The following is a 17,355-nucleotide window of genomic DNA, read 5'->3' on the forward strand; positions in this document are numbered from 1 at the left end:
GGATCCTTCGCAAGACGCGGCCGGCGCGGGCCGGCGGCAAGGCGCCAGACCCTGCCACGGCGCCCCGGGCCGTTGCGCCGGGACGGGGTGGAGCGCGCGCAACCAGGGGGAGGGCCGCGCAATGGCAGTGATCGAACGGGTCGTACCGGCGACCGGGGAAGATGCGCCGGGGCCGCTTGCGCTGCCGGTGCAGCTTTACCTGGTCACGGTGCTGTTGACCGTCAGCGTGCAGATCGGCCCGCTTTACGTCACCGGGCTGCGCGCGCTGCTGATCGTGCTGGTGCTGCCGCTTGCGTTCGGCCTCGTCAACGGGCGCTTCGGGCCGCCGCGCGCGGTCGACGGGTTCTTCGCCGCGCATCTCCTCTGGGCCGGGCTGGCGCTGGCGCTCGACAACCCCGGCCGGGTGGTGGAGAACTTCGGCGCGCAGGGGGTGGAGTTCTCTGGCGGCTACCTGCTCGCCCGGGCGCATATCCGCAGCGCCGCAGATTTTCGCGCCCTCTGCCGTGCGCTGACGCTGTTGACCCTCGCCACCCTGCCGCTGGCGCTGTGGGAGGCGGCGACCGGCCAGGCCCCCCTGATCGCGCTTCTCTCCGCGCTGCCGGGCGTGGCGACGGTCGCGCCGGTGGAGGCGGGGCTGCGCCTCGGCCTTCACCGCGTGCAGATGGATTTCGCCCACCCGATCCATTATGGCCTGTTCTGCTCCGTCGCCTTCGTCTTCTGCCTTTTGGGCCTGAACCGGGTCTTTCCAGACGGCGCACGCCGTCTTGCCGCCGCTGCCGTGGTACTCTGCGGGGGCCTGGCGCTGTCGAGCGGCGCGCTGCTCGCCATGGCGCTGCAACTCGGGCTGCTCGCCTGGCACCGGATCTTCGGGGCCAGCCGCTATTGCTGGGGGGCGCTGATCGGGGTGCTCGGCTCGGGCTACCTTGTGGTCGATCTGGCCGCGCACCGCACGCCGATGCAGCTGTTCATGGCCTATGCCACCTTCGACGCGCAGACCGCCTATTACCGCAAGCTGATATTCGACTGGGGGATGGTGAACGTCCTCGCCCATCCTGCCTTCGGCATCGGGCTGAACGACTGGGTGCGGCCCTCGTTCATGGCCTCGCCCTCGGTCGACAACTTCTGGCTGCTGACGGCGATGCGCTACGGGCTGCCGGGGTTTGCCTTCCTCGCCGCCGGCTGGGGCCTGGCCCTGGTGCAGGTCGCGCGGCGGGACCTGGCGGGCGATCCGGGGCTGGAGGCGCTGCGGCGGGCCTGGGTCTTCGCAATGGTCGGGCTGAGCTTCACGCTGGCGACGGTGGATATCTGGCGGACGATCTATTCCTTCACCGTCTTCCTCTTCGGTGCCGGGGTCTGGCTGTTGGAGGCGGAGCCGTCCGAAAGGCCCGCCCCGCCGGACCCCGCACCGCACCGCCGCCATGCGCCGCCGCTCTACCGCCGCCCCGGGCTGACCACAGCGCGACCAAGGCAGCCGGCGCGGCGCACCCGCTTTCCGCCCGCGGGCTGATCCCCTCAGGCCAGCTGCGCGAGCGCGCGGAACGCGGGGCTGGTGGCGAGCATCTCTTCATACCGGCCGTCGGCCCGCACCCGGCCACCCTCCATCAGGATGATCCGGTCGCAGCCGCGCACCGTGCTCAGGCGGTGGGCGACCATGATCAGGGTCTTCTGGCCCGCGACCTGCCGCAGCGCGTCCATCACCGCCGCCTCGGTGACGCTGTCGAGGGCGGAGGTCGCCTCGTCCAGCACCAGAACGTCGGGATCGCGGTAAAGCGCGCGGGCGATGCCGACGCGCTGGCGCTGCCCGCCGGACAGGCGCAACCCGCGCTCGCCAAGCGGCGTGGCGTAGCCCTGCGGAAGCTCGCGCTCGACGAACCCATCGAGGCAGGCGAGCCGGGCGGCGCGGCGGACCGCCTGCATGTCCACCTCCTCCGCCGGCAGGCCGAAGGCGATATTGGCGGCCAGCGTGTCGTCGGCCAGGAACAGGGTCTGAGGCACGTAGCCGATGCTGGCCTGCCATGCGCGCGGGTCCTTTACCACCTGCCCGTCGATGCTGAGCGTGCCCGATTGCGGGGCCAAAATCCCCAGCAGCAGATCCAGCAGCGTGGATTTCCCGGCCCCGGTGCCGCCGACGATGCCGAGGGAGGAACAGGCCGGGATCCTCAGGCTCAGCTCTGCCAGCGCCGGCGCCTCGCCACCAGGGTAGCGGTACGTGACCCGGTCAAGGGTCAGGCTCTGTTTCAGCCGGATTCGGGCCTTTGCCGGGGGCGGCAGCACGGGCGGGAGGGCGACGAGCTCGTCCCGGATGCCCTCCAGCACGGCGTCGTTGAAGCGGATCTGCGTCACCTTGGAATAGACCTGCTGCAGCGCGGGCAGAAGCCGGCCAAGCGCGAGCACGGTGAAGCCCAGGATCGGCAGAACCTCCGCCAGCCCGCCCTGCCCCCTGAGCATCAGGGCGAGGATCATCGCCACGATCCCGCCCAGCGCGATCGCCTCCACGGCGTGGCGCGGCACCTCGTTCAGCACCAGCACCCGCGATTTCAGCCGGGCGGTGCACAGGGCGGCGGCGTCGAAGCGGGCGGCGAAGGCCTCCTCCAGCCCCATCAGCTTCACCTCCTTCACCCCGCCCGCAGCCTCCTGCGCGACATGGAAGCGGCGGGCGTTTGCCGCCTGATGCTGGCGCCCGAGCCGCGAAAGCGCAGGGCGCAGGCCAAGGTAGATCGCGAGATAGGCGCCGCCGAGCAGCGCGAGGGCGGCCAGCGCGATGGCGGGCTCTATCACCAGAACGGCCGCGGAGAGCAGCCCCGCCGTCATCAGATGCGGCAGCAGTTGCAGCGCGGTCAGCAGCGTGCCCGTCACCAGCTGATCCACCTCGGTCAGAAGCATCGCCCCCAGCCGCGCGCTGTGACGGGTCAGAAACCAGGCGTAGGGCTGATGCAGTGACCCACGCAGCAGGCGGCTGGCGAGGGCGAAGGCCTGCATCGCCCCGAAACGGGTCAGCGCGTAGAGGGTAAGAATCCGCAACCCGCTCGCCACCAGCAGGAGCGCGAGAACGGCAAGGCCGAGCGCAAAGGAAAACGCCCCGGGCGACCCGAACCCCGCCGCGTCCTGGGCCCAGCGCAGGGGCGGGATCTGCCGGATCGCCCCGGGCCGGGCGAGGACCCGCAGGAAGGGCAGCATCAGCCCGACGGAGGCCACGTCGAGCAGCGCCGAGAGCAGCGAAAGGCCCAGTAGTAGCCCGAACCGCCGCCGGTCCCTGCGGGACAGAAGCGCAAGAAGCGTCCTGTAGGTTCGGATCATCCGCCGCCTTCCGAGAGGTCCTGTCCCCCCGGATGGCGCCGGTATGGTTAAAACGCGGTTAACGCCTGCCGTCGGGCGGGGTCAGCCGATGTCGACCTCCAGCGCCTTGCCGCTGGCGCGGGCGGCCTCCAGCACCCGGGCGGCGACGGCGAGGTCCTGCAGCGCGACGCCGGTGCCGTCGAAGAGCGTGATCTCCTCCGCCGACTGCCGCCCGGGGGCGAGGCCCGCGATGACGGCGCCGATCTCGGTGATCGCCTCCGGCGCCAGAAGCCCCTCGGCCACGGCATGCTGCGCCTCGCCAAGGCTGACGGACTGTGCCCGCTCGTCGCAGAAGACCCGGGCGCGGGCGAGAAGTGCTGCCTCCACCTCCTGCTTGCCCTTCGTGTCGGTGCCCATGCAGGCGACGTGGGTGCCGGGGCGGACCTGCGCGGCCATCAGGATCGGTGCGAAGCTCGAGGTGATCGTGACGATCACGTCGGCCTCGGCGCCCAGCGCATCGAGGCTGACCGGTTCGAAGGGCAGGCCGATCTCGGCGGCGGTGGCGGCGAGGCGGTCGAGCATCTCGGGATGCAGGTTCCAGCCCACCACGCGCTCGAAATTCCCGACCCGCGCCGCCGCGCGCATCTGAAAGGCGGACTGGTGACCGGCACCGATCATGCCGAGAACCTTCGCCTCCGGCCGCGCGAGATGGCGGATCGAGACCGCCGCCGCGGCCGCCGTCCGCAGTGCGGTCAGAAGGTTGCCGCCGACCATCGCCGCGGGCCGTCCGCTGTCCGGGTCGAAGAGGAAGACGGTCGACTGGTGGTTGGTCAGCCCCTTCGCGGCGTTGCCGGGCCAGTAGCCGCCGGCCTTCACGCCCAGCACCTCGCCGGCCCGGTCGAAGCCGGATTTGAAGCCGTAGAGGGCATCGGCATGGCCGATCGCCTCTCGGATCACCGGGAAATTCACCGCCTCGCCCCGGGCCATCGCGGCGAAGACCGCCTCCACCGCCTCATAGGCATCGGCCTCGGTCATCAGCGCGGCGATCTCGCGCTCCGGCACGATCAGCATCGCCGGTTCCTCCTGTCTTCTGTCCATCAACATCCCCCGCGGAGCGCGCCCTGGCTGGCCATCGGGCGCCTCCGGCGGGGGAGTATTTCTTCCAAGAAAAAGCCCTGTCAGAGCCCCTTGCCGCGTGCCGTCACCGGGATCAGCCGCTCTACCTTGCCGCCACGAACGCCGACGTACCAGTCATGCACGTTGCAGGTCGGGTCGCAGTGGCCGGGGACGAGGCGCAGCTTGTCGTTGATCTGCAGCTTGCCGGCCGGATCCTCGATCACCCCGTGCTCGTCGGAACACTTGATGTATTTCACGTCGGTCCGCCCGAAGACCACCGGCAGGCCACTATCGACCGACTGCGCCTTCAGGCCCGCGTCGCAGACGGCCTTGTCCGCCTTGGTGTGGCTCATCACCGAGGTGAGCAGGAACAGGCTGTGCTCGAATTCCGTCTCGTCGATGCGGCGCCCGTCCTTGTCATGGATCCGGCCGTAATCGGCATCCATGAAGGCGTAGGAGCCGCATTGCAGCTCGTTATAGACGCCGGAGGTGCCCTCGAATTCATAGCTGCCGGTGCCGGCGCCGCCGACGATGGCGCAGGTCAGGCCCTCGGCCTTCAGCGCGGCGACCGCCTCTGTCACCATGGCGACGGCCACGTCGATCTTGGCCTTGCGGTCGGCCCAGTCCTGCAGGTGCTGCATCGCACCCTGGTAGGCCTGGATGCCGGAGAAGGCGAGGCCGGGGGCCGCGGCGATGGCCTTCGCGATCTCCACCACGGCCTCGGTCGAGTTCACGCCGCAGCGGCCGGCGCCGCAGTCGATCTCCACCAGGCACTCTATCGTGCTGCCGTGGCGCTGCGCCGCGGCCGAGAGGTCGGCCACATTGGTCGGGTCATCTACGCAGACGATGGTGCGGCAGAGTTTCGGCAACCGCGCCAGCCGGTCGATCTTCGCCGGGTCGCGGACCTGGTTCGACACCAGGACGTCCTTCACCCCGGCGCGGGCGAAGGCCTCTGCCTCGCTCACCTTCTGGCAGCAGATGCCGCAGGCGCCGGCGGCGATCTGCATCAGCGCGATGTCGGCCGATTTGTGCATCTTGCCGTGGACCCGCAGCCGCACGCCCATCTGGTTGGCGAAACCCTGCATCTTGGCGATGTTGCGGTCGAGCGCGTCGAGATCGACGACGAGGCAGGGGGTCTGGATCTCCGCCTCGGCCATGCCCGGGGCGGCGGGGATGTCATAGCCTACTTCTAGGCCGTTGAAAGTCTGTGCGTTCATGGTTCCTCCTCAGCCCTTCATCCAGGGCAGCTTGTCCAGGTCGACGTTCCCGCCGGTGATCACGACGCCGACGCGCTTGCCGGCGAAAAGCTCTCGGTTCCTCAGGATCATGGCCAGCGGCACGGCTGAGGACGGCTCCATCACGATCTTCATCCGCTTCCAGATCAGCTTCATCGCCTCCACGATCTCGTCTTCCTCGGCGGTGAGGATGTCGGTGACGAAGCGGCTGACGAAATGCCAGGTGAGTTCCTTCAGCGGCACCTTCAGCCCGTCGGCCACCGTCTCGGGCGCATCATCGGCGATGATATGGCCGGCGCGGAAGCTGCGGGCGGCGTCATCGGCCTGTTTCGGCTCGGCGGCGTAGATCTTCACCCCCGGCGCGAGGGTGGAAAGCGTCAGGCAGGTGCCGGAGATCATGCCGCCGCCGCCGATGGGGGCGACGATCGCGTCCAGTCCCTCGACCTGATCCAGCATCTCGCGCGAGCAGGTGGCCTGCCCGGCGATCACGCGCGGGTCGTTGTAGGGATGGACGAATTCCGCCCCCGTTTCCGCCACCACGCGGGCGAAGACCTCCTCTCGCGAAGAAGTCGAGGGTTCGCATTCCACGACGCGCCCGCCATAGCCCTTCACCGCGTCCTTCTTGGCCTGCGGCGCGGTGCGCGGCATGACCACGGTGCAGGGGATGCCCCGCCGGCCCGCCGCATAGGACAGCGACAGCCCGTGGTTGCCGGAGGAATGCGTGGCCACACCGCGCGCCGCCTGCGCCTCGGTCAGCCCGAAGACGGCGTTGGAGGCGCCGCGTGCCTTGAAGGCACCGGCTTTCTGGAAGTTCTCGCATTTGAAGAACAGCTCCGCCCCGGTCAGCGCATTCAGGTAGCTGGAGGTCAGCACCGGGGTACGGTGGACATACGGCGCGATGCGGTCGTGCGCGGCCAGGACGTCATCGAAGGTCGGGATATACATGGTGTTCAGGCTGTTCGCTGTGTTCGGGTGATCCATCTCAGGCCGCGGCGCGCGCCGCCTCCCCATGCGTGTTGCGATAGTAATCCTGCGCCGCCGCGACGCCAGCGCCAAGCCGGACCGGCCAGCCAAGATCCGCCATGCACATCTCCACCGTGGCGAGCCCGGCGAGCGCCATCACGTCGGTCATCTGGCCGAGGTGGCCGATGCGGAAGACCTTGCCCGCGACCTCGCCAAGGCCGACACCGAAGGCGACATCATACTTGCTCGCGGCAAGCTGGACGAGGTCGGTGCCGTTGCAGCCCTCGGGCACGGTAACGGCAGTGACCGTCTCGGAATAGAGGTCGGGCGAAGCGGCGAAGGGGCGCAGGCCCCAGGCCGCGACGGCGCGGCGCACGCCCTCGGCAATGCGGTGGTGGCGGGCGAAGACATTCTCCAGCCCCTCGTCCAGCAGCATCCGGACGGAGGTGGCAAGCCCGTTCAGCAGACCCACGGCGGGCGTGTAGGGATAGCCGCCGGTGGCATAGCTGCGGCGCATGTCGGCGAAGTCGAAGAATGTCCGTGGCAGCTGTGCGGTTTCCATCGCCGCCAGCGCCTTCGGGCTGACCCCGACGATGGCGAGGCCCGCGGGCAGCATGAAGCCCTTCTGGCTGCCCGTCACCGCGATATCGACGCCCCAGGCCCCCATCTCGAACGGCATGGAGGCGATGGAGGAGACGCCATCGACGAACAGCATTGCCGGATGCCCGGCCGCGTCCATTGCCCGGCGGATCCCCGCGATGTCGGAGCGGACGCCGGTCGCCGTCTCGTTATGCGTGGCGAGGACGGCCTTGATCTGGTGGCCCCGGTCGGCCTTCAGCGCCGCCTCGATCTGCGCGATGGGCGCGCCCTGGCCCCAGGGCGTCTCGATCACCTGGACGTTCAGCCCGTGGCGGCGGCAGAGGTCGATCCAGCGGTGGCTGAACATGCCGAAGCGCGCCGCCAGAACCGTGTCGCCGGGCGAAAGGGTGTTGGCCACCGCCGCCTCCCAGCCGCCGGTTCCGCTGGAGGGGAAGATGATGACCTCGCCCTCGCGCATCCTCAGCACCTCACGCACCCCCGCCACGGCCGGCTGGAAGATCCCGGCGAAGACCGGCGAGCGGTGATCGATCGTCGGCATGTCGCAGGCCTTGCGGAGGGCCTCCGGCATATTGGTCGGGCCGGGAATGAAGACGGGGTTCTGCGAAGTCATGGCGGGTTCCTTCCGGCAGGCTTGTGTCGCGGATCAATCGGACCGCCCCGGCAAGCTAGGCGGAGGGGGCTCGCAGTGCAATTTTTTCGAAATATTTTTTCATATCTGCCATCATGCCGATCAAACCACTTGTTTTGCAGGCATTTCTGGTTTTTCATCTGCCGCAACATTTTTTCATGCTGCTGGAGATTCCCCCATGCCTCCTCCCCGCGCGCGCGGCCGGCCGAAGGCCTTCCACGACAAGACCGAGCAGAACACGGTGCAATCGCTCGACCGGGCGATGGCGCTTCTGCGCCGGTTGAGCGAACGCCCGGGGCTGACCCTGTCAGAACTTGCGGCAGAGACCGGTCAGGCCCCGGCGACGGTCTACCGCGTACTCACCACCCTGCAGAAGCACCGCATGGTGGAGATGGAGGAGGCCGGCCAGCTCTGGCACGTGGGCGCGGGCAGCTTCCGCATCGGCTCTGCCTTCCTGCGGCGCACCAAGCTGGCCGAGCGCGCGCGCGGGCCGATGCAGGCGCTGATGCGGCAGACGGGGGAAACGGCGAACCTCGGCGTCGAATGCCAGGAGGAGGTGCTGTTTCTCGCCCAGGTCGAGACGCATGAGGCAATCCGCGCCTTCTTCCCGCCCGGCACGCTCAGCCCGATGCATGTCTCCGGCATCGGCAAGGCGCTGCTGGCCTGGTACCCGGAGGACCGCGTGAGCCGGATCATCGCGCTGCGCGGCCTTCAGGGATTCACGCCGCGCTCGCTGACCGACCGGGCGGCCCTGGCGGCCGACCTTGCGCAAACCCGCCTGCGCGGCGTCGCGATCGACGATCAGGAGAAGGCGGAGGGGATGCGCTGCATCGCCGCGCCGATCTTCAACGCGTTCGGAGAGCCGGTCGCGGGGCTGTCGGTCTCCGGGCCCGCCTTCCGCATTCCGCTGTCGGAGGCCGGGCAGATCGGCGCGCTGGTGCGCGCCGCCGCCAACGAGGTGACGGAAGCCATCGGCGGCACCGGGCGCTGAGGCCCGGCGCCGCCGCGCGGGCTCAGGCCTCGGCGGCTTCCGCCGCGTCGCGGGCGTCCGTCAGCGTGCCATGGGCGCCGTTCAGGAAGGCGTTCAGCACGACGGCCGAGACGGTGGCGAGCAGGATCCCCGATTCCAGCATCGGGTGCAGCGCCTGCGGCATCCACTGGTCGAAGTTCGGCGCCACCATCGGGATCATCCCCATGCCGATGGAGATCGCGACGATGAAGAGGTTGTGCCGGTTGTTGTGGAAATCGACCCGGCCGAGGATGCGGATCCCGGTCGCCGCCACCATGCCGAACATCACCAGCCCCGCGCCGCCCAGCACCGCCGTCGGCAGCGCTGCGACCAGCGCGCCGATCTTTGGCACCAGCCCGAGGACCAGCATGATCGCCCCGCCCGTCACCGTCACGAAGCGCGAGCGGATGCCGGTCACGCCCACCAGCCCGACGTTCTGCGAGAAGGAGGTATAGGGGAAGGTGTTGAAGAGCCCGCCCACCAGCGTACCGAGGCCATCGCCCCGAAGACCGGCGGCAAGCCGCGGCTGGGTCATCTCGGAATCGGTCATGTCGCAGAGCGCAAGGAACATGCCGGTCGATTCGACCATCGTGATCAGGATCACCAGGACCATCGTCAGGATCGGCACGACCTGGAAGATCGGGGTGCCGAAATGGAACGGCACGATCGGCGCGAACCAGGCCGCCCCGGAGAGGGCGCCGAAGCCCATCAGCCCGGCGATGGCGGCGACCACGCCCCCCGCGACGATCCCCATCAGCACGGCGATATTGGCCAGGAACCCCTTGGCGTAGCGGGCGAAGCCCAGCACCACGATCAGCACGAGGGCCGAGATCAGAAGGTTCGTGCCATTGGCATAGGCCGGGTTCGCCTGCGTCGGCACCAGCTTCAGGCCGTGCGGCACGGCGGGCACGGCGGAACCCTGCGCGGCGGCCAGATCGCCGATCTGCTTCAGCCAGTGCGCCTGCGCCGGATCGACCAGCTTCGGCGGCATCACCGCCGGGTTGCCGAAGATCCACCAGATCCCGATCTCCATCAGCGTGATCCCGATCACGGTGATCACCGTGCCGGTCACCACCGCCGGGAAGAACCGCAGCAGCTTGCTGACCGCCGGGGCGATCAGGATGCCGACGACACCGGCGGCCATGATCGAGCCGAAGATGATCCGCGCGCCCTCGGTGCCGGAATGATGCACGCCGATGGCGATCATCGGCCCGACCGAGGCGAAGGTCACCCCCATCATCACGGGCAGCCGCACGCCGACCCATCCGCCGATCCCGAAGGACTGGATGATCGAGACGATGCCGCAGGCGAAGAGGTCGGCCGAGATCAGATAGGCCACATCCGCGCGCGGAAGGTTGAGGACGCCGCCGATGATATAGGGCACGGCGATGGCCCCGGCATACATCACGAGCACGTGCTGCAGCCCGAGCGTAAGGAGCTTGCCGGCCGGCAGCACCTCGTCGACTGGATGGGTGGATTGGGTCATGTCTCTTCCCTAGGTTTGTCCGGAGCAGGGCCTTATTGAATCCGTCCCGCCGCGCCGGCCCTGGCGCGCGGGTATGGGCGGGCAGCCCCTGCGGCCGTTGCGCCGCGCGGATCGGGGCCCGGCCGTCCTCCTCGAAGGTCACGGGGCCCCGGCAGACGCCTTCACGCCGCCGACACTTTCCGTGATAGGCCAATCGGACGGACCGGAATATCTGTCTTTTCTTGAAAGTCTTGCCGCCGGTCGCGACGGGCGACCGAACGGGGCGACGCCACCCCCCCCTCGGCGACGGGCGCGCGCCCTTAGTACCGGGCCTGCATCTTCAGCAATTCGCGGGATATCGGCGGAGAAGAATGGTGCCGGTGAAGGGACTCGAACCCCCGACCCCATCATTACGAATGACGTGCTCTACCAGCTGAGCTACACCGGCATTCTTCTCTGTCACGGCCTGAACGAGGCCCTACCTGCTACTGAAACGTCCCTCGGGGACAGGCCTCCGGGGAAACCTCCTCCGGCGCCGTGGCGCGGCTGATAGCATCATCGGAACGGGCTGTGTAGCCCTAATTTGTGCTCTCCGATCCGCCCGGCGCGGCGCCTTCCTCGATCACCTCGGCATCCTCCACAAGCGCGGCACTGGCGGCGGCGGTCTCGTCCTTCGCCGCCGCTGCGGCGGGCGTGCCGACGATCAGCGGCAGCATCTCGCTGCCGGTGGGCGAAACCCCGGGCGCGCCCTTGATCTCGCGCCAGCTCAAGGTGTCGACGCTGCCGCAGCCGGTGCAGACCGGCTCCCATTCGGCGTGCGGCGTGTTGCACTTGTCGCAGACCCATTGCGGCCCGCGCGAGGCGGTGAGCGCCCGGGTCAGCCAGCCGCGCACCACCGCGTCCTCCGACCCCTCGCCGCGCTCGATCGCGGCCATGATGGTCAGCGCGCGGGCGGTGGGGTGGGTTTCGGGCAGATCGCCCAGCGCCTTGCGGGCGGCCGCGAAATCTTCGGCCGCGATGTTCAGCTCCGCCAGCAGCAGCCGCGTCTCTTCCGCCTTCGGGCGGATGTCGGTCAGGTGGCGGAACCGCTTCAGGCGCTCCTGCGGGCTCTCCTCCGGCGCGATCTCGGCGAAGGCAGCGGCAAGCTCGGGGTGCGGCAGCGCCTCCCAGGCCTTGCGGATGATCTTGGCCGCCTGGCGCGCGTGCCCGGCGCCGATCTCCGCCCGCGCGGCCATGGCGGCGGCGGGCACGAGGTCGGGCGACTCGCGGTTGGCGGCGATCGCGGCCTCTCCCGCGGCCTGGGCATTGCCGGCCTCGGCGAAGGCGCGGGCCTGCTCGAGCGCAAGCACCGCGTCGCGGCGGCGGTGGACGTCGCGCGGCAGGTTCCCGGCCTGGCGCTTGGCCTGCAGCGTGGTCCGCGCGCCCTTCCAGTCCCCCGCGCCCGCCTGGAGTTTCAGCAGTGTGTCCTGTACCTCCTCGTGCTTCGGCTTCAGGGCAAAGGCCTTCTCGGCCAGCTTCAGCGCCGTCTCGGTATCCCCCTCGGCCAGCTTCTGCTTCAGGATCCCGCGCACGCCGGCAAAGCGTGTGCGCTCATCGGTCAGCAGACGCTTGTAGACCTCGGTGGCGCGCCTGGTGTCGCCCGCCATCTCGGCCGCCTGGGCGGCGATCAGGTTGGTCAGATGCGGCCGCTGCAGGAATTTCTCGGCCCGGCCGATCTTGCCCAGCGCCTGCCGCGCCTCGCCCGAGGCCAGCGCCATCAGCGCGTCGGCCAGCGCGTCAAAGCCCTTGCGCTCGCGGTTGCGGGTGAAGGCGCGGGTCAGCGCCGTGTCGTCGCCGTTGAAGAAGCGGACGGTGGCGACGAGGATCCCCACCAGCCGGATCAGAAGCCAGACGAGCGCGACAAGGATCAGCGCCGCCACGATCACCTGGATCGGGCCAAGCGTTACCTCCCAGCCGTCCATGGCGATCACCATGTTGCCGCTGGTGTGCAGCAGATAGCCGCCGCCGAGCGTCACCGCGGCGACAAGCGCGACGAAGATCAGGATCTTGAGAAGGGACCAGAGCATCGCCGCCTCCTATTTACCGAGGCTCTTGGCAAGCGCGTCGACCGCCTGCAAGGCCTGCAGCCTCGCATTGGCCATTGTCAGCCAATCCGCCATCGCCGACTGGCCGACGACGGGCAGCGCGTCGGTCTCTTTCACCGCCTCGGCCAGCTTGCCGTCGCGCAGATCCGCCTCCACGCGGGAGAGAATCGCATCCGGGCCGCTGCCCTGGCGCGGCTTCAGCGAACGCAGGCCGGTCTGGGTCTTCAGGAACGCACCGATCCGGTCCATCACGCCGGAGCCCATCGTCGCCTTGATCGAGGCGTCGAGCGCGGCGCGCGCGGCGGCCGGGTAGGCGCGCAGCAGGTCGGCCCGGGTCGGCACCCCGGCCTCGGCCGTATTGGTCAGCGCGGCGGGCACCTTGGCGCCCTGGGCGCGCAGCTCGGCCAGCGCCGGGGCGAAACTGCCGCCGAGGTCCAGCGCCGTCTGCACCCGGGTCAGCGCGGCGCGGGCGAGCGCGGCCTTGGCGGTCGCCTCCGCGTCGGCCTTCATCTGCTGGGCCTGCTTCTCGGCCTCTGCGATCCCGGCGGACGCCTTGTCGCCGACGGACTTGATCTGTGCCGCGAGGTCGGCGCTGGCCTTCCGCTGGGCCTCGATCTGGGCGGAGAGAGAGGCGAGCGCCGCCGCATCCGGCGCCCCGGCCGCCGGGGCGGAGGAAGCGGCAGAGGCAGGGGCACCCGTGCCGGAGGCCTGCGGCATCTTCTCCAGCGCCGCGACCCGTCCTTCAAGGCTCTTCAGGCTCTGATCCAGCCCGTTCTGGCCCTTTTGCAGCTCTGTTTTCAGCGCCGCGACCTGCGCCTGCGCGGCGCTGATCCTGGCGCCGAGGCCCGCGGCAGAGGCCGCCTGCTCCTCCGTCGCCTTCACCGATTTGTCGAGCGCGGCCACCTGCGTCTTGAGGGCCGAAAGCGCCGCTTCCGCCGTGTCGAGCCGTTGGGAAAGGCTGTCGGTCACCTGCACCGAGGGCCCGAACGGCCAGCCCTGCGGCACCAGCTGCGCCAGCCCGAAACCGATCGCCGCCGCGACGACCCCGCCTAGAATCGCCCCCAGCGCCCCGCCAGAGCGGCGCGGGCTTTCCGGCGCGGGTGGCGGCGCGATCGGGGGCACCGGCCCTGCCGCGCCTTCTTTCGCGGGCGCCTCGGGCGCGGCCTCGGGTTCCGGCTCCGCCTCTGCGGCCCCGGTCTTGGACTCGGTCTCGGCCCCGGGCTTTTCGGCGGCCTCCCCGGCGCTGGCCTCGGGGGTCGATTCGCTCTTGTCGCCAAGCGCGATCACGGCCGCCGGGCTGTCCATTTCCTCGGCCGTCTCTTCCTTGGCGCCCTTGGACGTCTTGCGGTCGGCCATGCACTCATCTCCTCGGGCAGAGGGCTCGCGCCCCAGCGTGACCCGGCAAGACTACCCCGTCGCCGCCCGCCGCTTCAAGCGGTTGAGCCTGCGACGAGTTCTTCCGCCAACGCGTCGAGCATGGCCCCGGCATCCGGCCGCGCGGCGACGCGGACCGGGCCCGGCCCCAGCGCCTCCGCCACGGCAGGGCTCAGCGCGACAAGGCGAAGCGGCGCGTCGGGCGCCGGGAAAGCCGCGCGGAAAAGCCGCGCCGAGCGGGGCGAGAAGACCGGCGCGATCACCGGGGTTTGACCGGCAAGCGCCGCCAGCGCTTCGGCCGAGGGCGCGCGCGCCTCCTGGGCATAGGCCGGATGGCTGCGCAGCGCGATTCCGGCCGCAGCCAGCCGCCCTTCCAGATCCCCGGCCCGATGCGCGCCGTGGCTATGCAGAAGCGGGCCCGTGACGCCTTCGCGCGCCAGCATCTCGGCCAGCGCCGCCACGTCGCCGCCCGCCGCATGGGCCCGAAGGCCCCCGGCCCGCGCCGCCTCTGCCGTGCGGGGGCCGACGCACCAGGCGGGCAGAATTCGACCCTGTTCCAGCCGAAGATAGGCCGCGACGCCATTCTCGGAGGTGAAGACAAGCCCCCTGATCCCGGCCAGGTCGGGGCGCGTGTCGGCGAAGGTGATTTCGATCAGCGGCGCGATCAGCGGCACGACCGCCGCCCCGAACCGCGCCCGCGCAGCTTCCGCGAAACGGCGGGAGGCCGCTTCGGGCCGGGTCAGAAGCAGGATCGGGGCAGGCTTTCGCATCGGCGCCGGGATTGTCTGAGGGGTATCGCGGTGTTACCTGCGATGCACGCCTGCCGCAACAGATTGCCCCGACCCGGATGCCTGAACCCGTCATCATGCTTGGCCTTGAAAGCAGCTGCGACGACACCGCCGCGGCGCTGGTCCGGCATGTGCCGGGGGAACCGGCAGAGATCCTCGCCTCCGTCGTCGCCGGCCAGACCGATTTGCACGCCCCCTTCGGCGGGGTGGTGCCGGAACTGGCCGCCCGTGCCCATGCCGAAAAACTCGATCTCTGCGTCGAAGAGGCGCTGGCGACCGCGGGCCTGACCCTTTCGCAGGTCGACGCCGTGGCCGTCACCGCCGGCCCGGGGCTGATCGGCGGCGTCCTGTCCGGCGTGATGTGCGCCAAGGGTCTTGCCGCGGGCGCGGGCCTGCCGCTGGTCGGGGTGAACCACCTCGCAGGGCACGCGCTGACGCCGCGGCTGACGGACGCGCTCGCCTTCCCCTACCTGATGCTCCTCGTCTCCGGCGGGCATTGCCAGTTCCTGCTGGTGCGCGGGCCGGAGGACTTCACCCGCCTCGGCGGCACGATCGACGACGCGCCGGGCGAGGCCTTCGACAAGGCGGCAAAGCTCCTCGGCCTGCCCCAGCCCGGCGGCCCTTCGGTGGAAGCGGAGGCGGCCGCGGGCGATCCCCGCCGCATCCCCCTGCCCCGTCCACTGCTCGACCGGCCGGGATGCGACATGTCTTTTTCGGGTCTCAAGACGGCCCTCCTGCGCGCCCGCGACCTCGCCATGGCCGGAAAGGGCGGCCTGACCCGCGCCGACCGCGCCGATCTCTGCGCAGCCTTTCAATCGGCGGTGGCCGATGTGCTGGCAGAGAAATCCTGCCGCGCGATCGGCGAATACATGGCTCTAATGCCGCCCGAACCGGCCTTTGCCGTCGCCGGTGGCGTTGCGGCCAATGCCACGATCCGTGCAGCCCTCGAAGGGGTGGCGGGGGCCGCGAGCCTCCGCTTCCTCGCCCCGCCGCTGCGGCTCTGCACCGACAATGCCGCGATGATCGCCTGGGCCGGGATCGAGCGCTTCCGCCTTGGCCATCGCGACGACATGACGCTCGGCGCCCGGCCGCGCTGGCCGCTCGACAAGGCAAGCCCCGCCATGCTCGGCTCCGGCAAGAAGGGGGCGAAGGCGTGAGCCTCGCCGTCGCCGGTTCCGGCGCCTTCGGCACCGCGCTGGCGGTGGCGCTGGGCCGCACCGGCGCGGCGGTCACCCTCTGGTCCCGCGACCCCGATCAGGCGCGCGTGATGGTGGAGACCGGGCGGAACGACCGCCGCCTGCCCGGCGTGGATCTGCCTGACACGGTCACACCCACCGGCGACGCGGGCGCCCTCGCCACCAGCAAGACCGTTCTTCTTGCCATGCCGATGCAATCCCTCGCCGGGTTCCTCGACGCGCACGGCTCCACGCTCGATGGCCGCGCCCTCGTCGCCTGCTGCAAGGGGATCGACCTGACCCGCCTCGAAGGGGCAAGCGCGCTGATCGCCCGCGCCTGCCCGGCGGCGGTGCCCGCCGTGCTGACCGGGCCGAGCTTCGCCGCCGACATCGCCAAGGGCCTGCCGACCGCCCTGACGCTGGCCTGCGCGGACGAGGCCGCGGGTGCCCGGCTGCAGGCGCAGCTCTCTACCCCCATTCTCAGGCTCTATCGCAGCCCGGACGTGATCGGCGCAGAGCTGGGTGGCGCGCTGAAGAACGTCATCGCCATCGCCGCAGGGGTCGTCATCGGCGCCCGGCTGGGCGAAAGCGCCCGCGCCGCGCTGATCACCCGCGGCTTCGCCGAGATGCAGCGCCTTGCCCTCCGCCTCGGCGCGCGGACAGAGACGCTCGCCGGCCTGTCCGGTTTCGGCGACCTGGTCCTCACCTGCACGTCCGAGCAGTCGCGGAACTTCCGCTTCGGCATCGCGCTGGGTCAGGGCACCGCCTTCGACACCTCCGTCACCGTCGAAGGCGCCGCCACCGCCCGCGCCGCCACGGCACTGGCGCAGAGCCTTTCCATCGACATGCCGATCACCGGCATGGTCGCCGCCCTCCTCGACCAGCGGATCGGCATCCGCGCGGCCGTGGAGGCGCTGATGTCCCGCCCTCTCAAACAGGAGTGATCCATGCGCGTCGCGCTCATCTGCCGGGACAAGCCCGGCGCCCTTCAGACCCGGGTCGACAATCGCCAGGCCCATCTCGACTACATCGCAAGGACCGGGGTGGTGGAATTCGCCGGCCCCTTCCTTGATGCCAAGGGCGGGATGTGCGGGTCCCTGGTGATGCTCGACGTGCCGGACATGGCGGCGGCAGAGGCCTGGGCGGCGGCCGATCCCTATGCGAAGGCCGGGCTTTTCGCCGATGTCTCGCTGCAGGAATGGAAGAAGGTGATCGGCTGATGGCCTACTGGTTGTTCAAATCCGAACCCGACACCTGGTCCTGGGACCAGCAGGTGGCCAAGGGCGCGGAAGGCGAGGAATGGAACGGCGTGCGCAATTACCAGGCGCGCAACAACATGCGGGCGATGCAGCTGGGCGAGAGGGGATTCTTCTACCACTCCAACCAGGGCAAGGAGATCGTCGGCATCGTCGAGGTCTCGGCCCTCTGCCACCCCGACAGCACGACGGAGGATCCGCGCTGGGAATGCGTCGACATCCGCGCGGTCCGGCCGGTGCCGAACCCGGTCAGCCTCGACATGTGCAAGGCGGATCCGCGGCTGGCCGATATGGTGCTGGTGAACAACTCCCGCCTTTCCGTCCAGCCGGTAAGCGAGGCGGAATGGAAGGTGATCTGCGAGATCGGCGGCGTAGAGGGCTAAGCG

Annotated in this window: 15 protein-coding genes and 1 tRNA gene; 6 read left to right on the top strand and 10 right to left on the bottom strand. The window is 70.2% G+C overall.

Annotated features, from left to right (window positions below; translation table 11 throughout):
• Positions 1 to 121 precede the first annotated feature (121 nt).
• The gene (locus EIP85_RS06220) at positions 122 to 1,507 is read left to right on the top strand and encodes an O-antigen ligase family protein (protein WP_127901301.1); all 1,386 of its coding nucleotides are present in this window, start codon (positions 122 to 124) and stop codon (positions 1,505 to 1,507) included.
• 5 nt (positions 1,508 to 1,512) lie between these two features.
• Here the strand turns inward: EIP85_RS06220 and EIP85_RS06225 are convergent, their stop codons facing one another.
• The 5 genes from EIP85_RS06225 to bhcA all read right to left on the bottom strand — a co-directional run bounded on the left by EIP85_RS06225 (position 1,513) and on the right by bhcA (position 7,800).
• Positions 1,513 to 3,297 (bottom strand): ABC transporter ATP-binding protein, encoded by a 1,785-nt coding sequence (locus EIP85_RS06225; protein WP_127901302.1) that lies wholly within the window; start codon positions 3,295 to 3,297, stop codon positions 1,513 to 1,515.
• An 81-nt stretch (positions 3,298 to 3,378) separates the two neighbouring features.
• Positions 3,379 to 4,347 carry an iminosuccinate reductase BhcD gene (gene bhcD / locus EIP85_RS06230; protein ID WP_127901460.1) on the bottom strand — a complete coding sequence of 323 codons (969 nt, stop codon included), beginning with the start codon at positions 4,345 to 4,347 and terminating at the stop codon, positions 3,379 to 3,381.
• 107 nt (positions 4,348 to 4,454) lie between these two features.
• On the bottom strand, positions 4,455 to 5,609 hold the full coding sequence (gene bhcC, locus EIP85_RS06235; protein ID WP_127901303.1) for a 3-hydroxy-D-aspartate aldolase BhcC: 1,155 nt from the start codon (positions 5,607 to 5,609) through the stop codon (positions 4,455 to 4,457).
• Positions 5,610 to 5,618: 9 nt separating this feature from the next.
• A complete protein-coding gene (bhcB, locus tag EIP85_RS06240; RefSeq protein ID WP_422067204.1) occupies positions 5,619 to 6,608 on the bottom strand; it encodes a beta-hydroxyaspartate dehydratase BhcB in 990 nt (329 codons plus the stop codon).
• 1 nt (position 6,609) lies between these two features.
• On the bottom strand, positions 6,610 to 7,800 hold the full coding sequence (gene bhcA / locus EIP85_RS06245; protein ID WP_127901304.1) for an L-aspartate--glyoxylate aminotransferase BhcA: 1,191 nt from the start codon (positions 7,798 to 7,800) through the stop codon (positions 6,610 to 6,612).
• A gap of 196 nt (positions 7,801 to 7,996) precedes the next feature.
• Here bhcA and bhcR point away from each other — a divergent pair, with 196 nt between their 5' ends.
• Positions 7,997 to 8,809 (top strand): HTH-type transcriptional regulator BhcR, encoded by an 813-nt coding sequence (gene bhcR, locus EIP85_RS06250; protein ID WP_127901305.1) that lies wholly within the window; start codon positions 7,997 to 7,999, stop codon positions 8,807 to 8,809.
• A 22-nt stretch (positions 8,810 to 8,831) separates the two neighbouring features.
• On the opposite strand, the gene EIP85_RS06255 is transcribed toward bhcR, so the two are convergent.
• From EIP85_RS06255 to EIP85_RS06275, 5 genes are all read right to left on the bottom strand, one after another.
• On the bottom strand, positions 8,832 to 10,313 hold the full coding sequence (locus EIP85_RS06255) for a nucleobase:cation symporter-2 family protein (RefSeq protein ID WP_127901306.1): 1,482 nt from the start codon (positions 10,311 to 10,313) through the stop codon (positions 8,832 to 8,834).
• 351 nt (positions 10,314 to 10,664) lie between these two features.
• Positions 10,665 to 10,740: transfer RNA gene (locus tag EIP85_RS06260), tRNA-Thr, on the bottom strand.
• Between the two features lie 130 nt (positions 10,741 to 10,870).
• Positions 10,871 to 12,358, bottom strand: coding sequence for a heme biosynthesis protein HemY (locus EIP85_RS06265; RefSeq protein ID WP_127901307.1), 1,488 nt, complete (start codon positions 12,356 to 12,358; stop codon positions 10,871 to 10,873).
• 9 nt (positions 12,359 to 12,367) lie between these two features.
• A complete protein-coding gene (locus EIP85_RS06270) occupies positions 12,368 to 13,732 on the bottom strand; it encodes a hypothetical protein (protein WP_127901308.1) in 1,365 nt (454 codons plus the stop codon).
• A 74-nt stretch (positions 13,733 to 13,806) separates the two neighbouring features.
• Positions 13,807 to 14,520 carry a uroporphyrinogen-III synthase gene (locus tag EIP85_RS06275; protein ID WP_127901309.1) on the bottom strand — a complete coding sequence of 238 codons (714 nt, stop codon included), beginning with the start codon at positions 14,518 to 14,520 and terminating at the stop codon, positions 13,807 to 13,809.
• 77 nt (positions 14,521 to 14,597) lie between these two features.
• On the opposite strand from EIP85_RS06275, the gene tsaD reads away from it, so the two are divergent.
• Genes tsaD through EIP85_RS06295 form a run of 4 tightly spaced genes read left to right on the top strand, consistent with a single transcriptional unit; the run spans position 14,598 to position 17,352 of the window.
• A complete protein-coding gene (tsaD, locus tag EIP85_RS06280; RefSeq protein ID WP_127901310.1) occupies positions 14,598 to 15,695 on the top strand; it encodes a tRNA (adenosine(37)-N6)-threonylcarbamoyltransferase complex transferase subunit TsaD in 1,098 nt (365 codons plus the stop codon).
• A complete protein-coding gene (locus tag EIP85_RS06285; RefSeq protein ID WP_127901311.1) occupies positions 15,692 to 16,657 on the top strand; it encodes an NAD(P)H-dependent glycerol-3-phosphate dehydrogenase in 966 nt (321 codons plus the stop codon). Before tsaD ends, EIP85_RS06285 begins: the two co-directional genes overlap by 4 nt.
• Positions 16,658 to 16,660: 3 nt before the next feature.
• Positions 16,661 to 16,933 (top strand): YciI family protein, encoded by a 273-nt coding sequence (locus tag EIP85_RS06290; RefSeq protein ID WP_127901312.1) that lies wholly within the window; start codon positions 16,661 to 16,663, stop codon positions 16,931 to 16,933.
• Entirely contained in the window at positions 16,933 to 17,352 is a 420-nt protein-coding gene (locus tag EIP85_RS06295) for an EVE domain-containing protein (RefSeq protein WP_127901313.1), read from the top strand. The genes EIP85_RS06290 and EIP85_RS06295 overlap by 1 nt, the downstream gene beginning before the upstream one ends.
• Positions 17,353 to 17,355 lie beyond the last annotated feature (3 nt).

Origin of the sequence: Solirhodobacter olei (assembly GCF_004010155.1) — a bacterium.
GTDB classification, from domain to species: domain Bacteria; phylum Pseudomonadota; class Alphaproteobacteria; order Rhodobacterales; family Rhodobacteraceae; genus Solirhodobacter; species Solirhodobacter olei.